The organism is Pallidibacillus pasinlerensis (assembly GCF_009996845.1).
Taxonomy (GTDB): Bacteria; Bacillota; Bacilli; order Bacillales; family Caldibacillaceae; genus Pallidibacillus; species Pallidibacillus pasinlerensis.
The window spans coordinates 1-605 of record NZ_JAACYS010000160.1 but is presented as its reverse complement, the minus strand read 5'-3'; the positions used below and the strand labels follow the sequence as shown (position 1 = coordinate 605).

Sequence of the window (605 nt, the reverse complement as noted above, 5' to 3'; positions counted from 1 at the left end):
CACGAAAGTCTCAGTACCTAAATCCATGATCTGTCCAAAGTGTGGTGCTCCATCAGAATATCTTTATGCCAATAATGGAGATAAAGGGCAGTATCAATGTAAGGTGTGCTCTTGTCTTTTCAGTGATAAAAATCGTTTTTCAAAAGAGGCGATTCTCAAGTGTCCTCATTGTTCCAAGACACTTGAAAAGATCAAAGAAAGAAAAGACTTTCACGTGTTTAAGTGTAAAAACAACGGCTGTCCCTATTATCAAAAGAAACTGAATGGGATGTCATCAAAAGAGAAAAAACAGTTTAAAAAGAATCCACAAGCCTTTAAATTAAGGTACATCTTCAGACAATTTCACATTGATTTTAAGCCGTTATCTAAGGAATCACCGGAGTTACCAGTAGTCGATTTGTCTAAGATTTATGCGTCGCCACATACATTAGGTTTGATATTAACCTACCATGTTAATTATGGGCTTTCAGCCCGTAGAACAGCTGCCATCATGCAGGATGTCCATGGTGTATCTATTTCCCGTCAGACGATACTGAATTACGGAAACAGCGTGGCTATTTTGCTTAAACCTTACGTAGATCACTACCCTTACGAACTTTCTGACC

The 605-nt window shown here is 38.3% G+C and carries 1 pseudogene; it reads left to right on the top strand.

The annotated features are described in order from the left end of the window. Nucleotides 1-605: pseudogene (locus GW534_RS16015) on the top strand (DDE-type integrase/transposase/recombinase); the annotation flags it as partial.